The organism is Flavonifractor sp. (assembly GCF_019422385.1).
Lineage (GTDB): Bacteria > Bacillota > Clostridia > Oscillospirales > Oscillospiraceae > Flavonifractor > Flavonifractor avistercoris.
In genome coordinates this window covers 1-3420 of sequence record NZ_JAHZDL010000142.1, presented here as the reverse complement: position 1 = coordinate 3420, position 3420 = coordinate 1, and the positions used below count along the sequence as shown (strand labels likewise).

General features: G+C 72.2%; 3 protein-coding genes. All 3 read right to left on the bottom strand.

All coding sequences use genetic code 11. The features are described from left to right. A partial coding sequence (locus QZ378_RS12470; RefSeq protein ID WP_291258499.1) for a DEAD/DEAH box helicase occupies positions 1–857 on the bottom strand: 857 nt, incomplete at its 3' end. A gap of 386 nt (positions 858–1243) precedes the next feature. Next, on the bottom strand, positions 1244–2677 hold the full coding sequence (locus tag QZ378_RS12465) for a M20/M25/M40 family metallo-hydrolase (RefSeq protein ID WP_291258498.1): 1434 nt from the start codon (positions 2675–2677) through the stop codon (positions 1244–1246). Between the two features lie 54 nt (positions 2678–2731). After that, on the bottom strand, positions 2732–3325 hold the full coding sequence (locus tag QZ378_RS12460) for a sporulation protein (RefSeq protein ID WP_291258497.1): 594 nt from the start codon (positions 3323–3325) through the stop codon (positions 2732–2734). Between the last annotated feature and the right edge of the window lie 95 nt (positions 3326–3420).

Below are 3420 nucleotides of genomic sequence, written 5' to 3'. Positions count from 1 at the left end.
GCCAGGGCCTGCTGCCGGGCGGTCTGGCTCTTGTTGCCGTGGATGGCGGCGGCGGTGATGCCCGCCTTGGCCAGATCCCCGGCCACCTTGTTGGCCCCGTGCTTGGTGCGGGTGAACACCAGGGCGTTTTTCACGTCCAGTTCCCGGATCAGGTGGGCCAGCAACTTGGTCTTGTTGCCCCGATCCACGTAGTAGAGCTTCTGCTCGATGATCTCCACCGGGGAGGACACCGGGTTCACCGCCACCTTCACCGGGTTGACCAGCAGGCCGTCCACCAGGCCGCGCACCTCCGGGGGCATGGTGGCGGAGAAGAAGAGGGTCTGCTTCTGCCTGGGCAGCCAGCCCAGGATGCGGCGCACGTCGTGGATGAAGCCCATGTCCAGCATGCGGTCGGCCTCGTCCAGCACGAAGATCTCCAGCTTGGACAGGTCGATGAGCTTCTGGCCGTACAGATCCCCCAGCCGGCCGGGGGTGGCCACCAGGATGTCCACGCCCTTTTTCAGCTGCTCCACCTGGGGGGCCTGGCCCACCCCGCCGAAGATCACGGCGGAGCGCAGGGGCAGGTGGCGGCCGTAGGCGGCAAAGCTCTCCTGGATCTGGAGGGCCAGCTCCCGGGTGGGGGTGAGCACCAGGGCCCGGATGGGCCGGCCGGAGACCTTCTCCCCGTCCAGCCGCTGGAGAATGGGGGCGGCGAAGGCACAGGTCTTGCCCGTGCCCGTCTGGGCACAGCCCAGCACGTCCCGCCCGTCCAGGGCGGGGGGAATGGCCTTTTCCTGAATGGGGGACGGGCTCTCATAGCCCTCCTCCGCCAGCGCCTTCAGGATGGGCGGGCAGAGGCCGAGTTGTGCAAAGGTCATAGCATTCTTCCTTTTTTCAGTTTGACCCCTCCCGCGCCGGGGGGCCGTGGGTCATATACCTGCCGCGCGGAGGCAGGGAAGACACGGCAAAGCCCGCCGGACTGCCAGCGGGCGGACTGCACGTGGAATTCACTTTGTTAGAGTATACCACAAATAGGTGCAAAATACAAGTGGCCGTCCGCCTGTCCCCACAGCCGCCCGACTCCTTTCGGGGCGGAACGGGCCGCCGAGGGCGGCGGCCCCTACCTCCGGCTTCCCTGGCCGGCCCGCTGTCTGCGGGGGGTACCCCCGGCGTGAGAACGTGGAACCCCTCATCCGCCCCAGTGCGCGCACTGGGGCACCTTCCCCCCACAGGGGGGAAGGCTTCGGGCGGATGATATCCGCCCCTACAGGGCCTCCATGGCGCCGGCCAGGAGGAGGGCGTAATCGGCCAGCCCGGCCAGGGGTGCCCGCTCATCCACGGAGTGGGCGTCCAGGATGTCCGGCCCGGTGGAGGCCATGACCAGCCCCGGGGCCTTGGCCCGGAGCACCGACGGCTCCAGCCCCACGTGGACGGCGGTGAGCTCCAGGGTGCGGCCGGTCTGCTCCCGCCACACCCGCTCCAGCAGGGAGGCCAGGGGGTTGTCCCGGTCGGCGGGCCAGCCGGGGTAGCCGCTGATCCGGGCGGCGAAGCCGTGCTCCGCCCCCAGGGCGGCGTGGCGGGCGGCCAGCTCCTCCTCCAGCTCCCCCCGCCCGGCGCGGAGAAAGGTGCAGATCTCATAGCCGTCCCCCTCCGCCCCGGCCCTCCCCAGGTTGGCGGAGGCCCCCACCACCCCGGGGAAGGCGGGCTCCATGGCGTACACGCCGTGGTACAGCCCGTTGAGGAAGGCCAGGGTGTGGGCCTGGAAGGCGGGGCTCCACACAGCCTCCGGCCTCTCCGCCGGGGCGCAGGCCAGCCGCAGATTGGGGTCGGCGGCCCGGTAGTCCGCCAGGGCCTCCTCCAGGGGAGAGAGATCGGGTGTGTCCCTGCACAGCACCACCGCCTGGGCCCAGGCGGGGATGGCGTTGAAGGCGGCGCCCCCCTCCAGCGACGCCGTCCGCCCGCCGGGCAGGCCGGCCAGGAGGGCGGCCAGCAGCTTGATGGGGTTGGCCCGGCCCCTGTTGATGTCGTCCCCCGAGTGGCCCCCCAGGCCGCCGGACAGGGTGATGCGCCAGGCGGGCGCATCCGGGGCGGGGACGGTGTCCAGGGGGGCCCGCCAGCGCTCCCGCCGCCCGCCGGCGGAGCCCACAATGGCCAGGCCCAGGTGGAACCCGTCGGTGTTGAGCAGATAGCCGGCCCCGGCCAGCCAGGCGGGGGAGACCTGCTTGGCCCCCTCCAGGCCCACCTCCTCCGCCGTGGTGAAGAGCAGCCGCAGGGGCCCGTGGCGGAGCTTGCCGGAGGCCAGCAGCCACAGCACCGCCGCGTTGCCCAGGTTGTTGTCCGCCCCCAGGGAGGAGCGGCCGTCGGAGCGGAGAAAGCCGTCGGCCTCCACCACCGTCACCGGGTCGGTTTGGGGGTTCCAGCCGCTGCCGGGGGCGGCGGCGCACACCATGTCCAGGTGGCCCTGGAGCACCAGCTCCGGCGCGCCCTCCCGCCCGGGGGCGGCGGGGACGCGGCAGAGCAGGTTGCCCGCCCCGTCCCGCTCCGTCCCCAGGCCCAGGCCGGACAGCAGGGCGGCCACGGCGTCGGCCGCCGCCCCCTCCTGTCCCGAGGGGTGGGGCGGGCGGCTGATGGCGCGGAAGGTGTCCACAATGCCCCGGGTGACCGTCTCCCGGCCTCCCAGGCGCTCCAGCAGTGTCATGGCAATCCTCTCCTTTGGGATCAGGATACCACACCCGCCCCCGGCCCGCAAGGGTCACCGGCCCCAGGGCAGGAGGGGGGCGGCCTCCCACAGGCCCAGGAGGATCAGCAGCCCCCCGGTGAGGGGGAGGGCGTATTTTCCCAGCAGCCGCCCGGCCAGGCGGCTGCCCAGCATCCGGCCCAGGGGGAGGGCCCCCAGGGTGGCCAGCAGGTTGGCCGCCGCCGCCAGGCCGGGGGAGATGCCCGACACCCCGGCGGCCGCCCCGGCCCCGGCGTTGTTCACCGCCAGGGCGGCGGCCAGGGCCACGCACCCCCGCAGGCCGGCGGCTTCAGCCTCCTCCGCCTCCTCGGCCCCCTCCGGCGGCGGGCCGGGCCGGCGGAGCCAGTCCAGCAGGAACCAGGCCCCCATGCCCGCCAGCACCAGGCCGCCCAGCACCTGGGCGGTGCGCCCGCCCAGCAGGGCGGCGGCCCCGGCCCCCAGGGCCAGGGAGAGCCAGGTGATTAACGTGGTGAGGGCGGCGATCACCAGGCCGTACCCCCGTCTCAGAACCACCCCCCGGGCGGCAAAGCCGGCGGAGAGCAGCACAGTGTCCAGATTGCAGGCCGCGGCGAAGAGGGCCGCGGCGGTCAGCGAGGAAAGCCAGTTCATCCAATCCCTCCGGTTTCCGCCCATCCTATGCGGCGGAAAAAGAGGGCAAAAAGTCAAGAATAAATTACAATAAACTTGTAAAGTTGTATGAACGC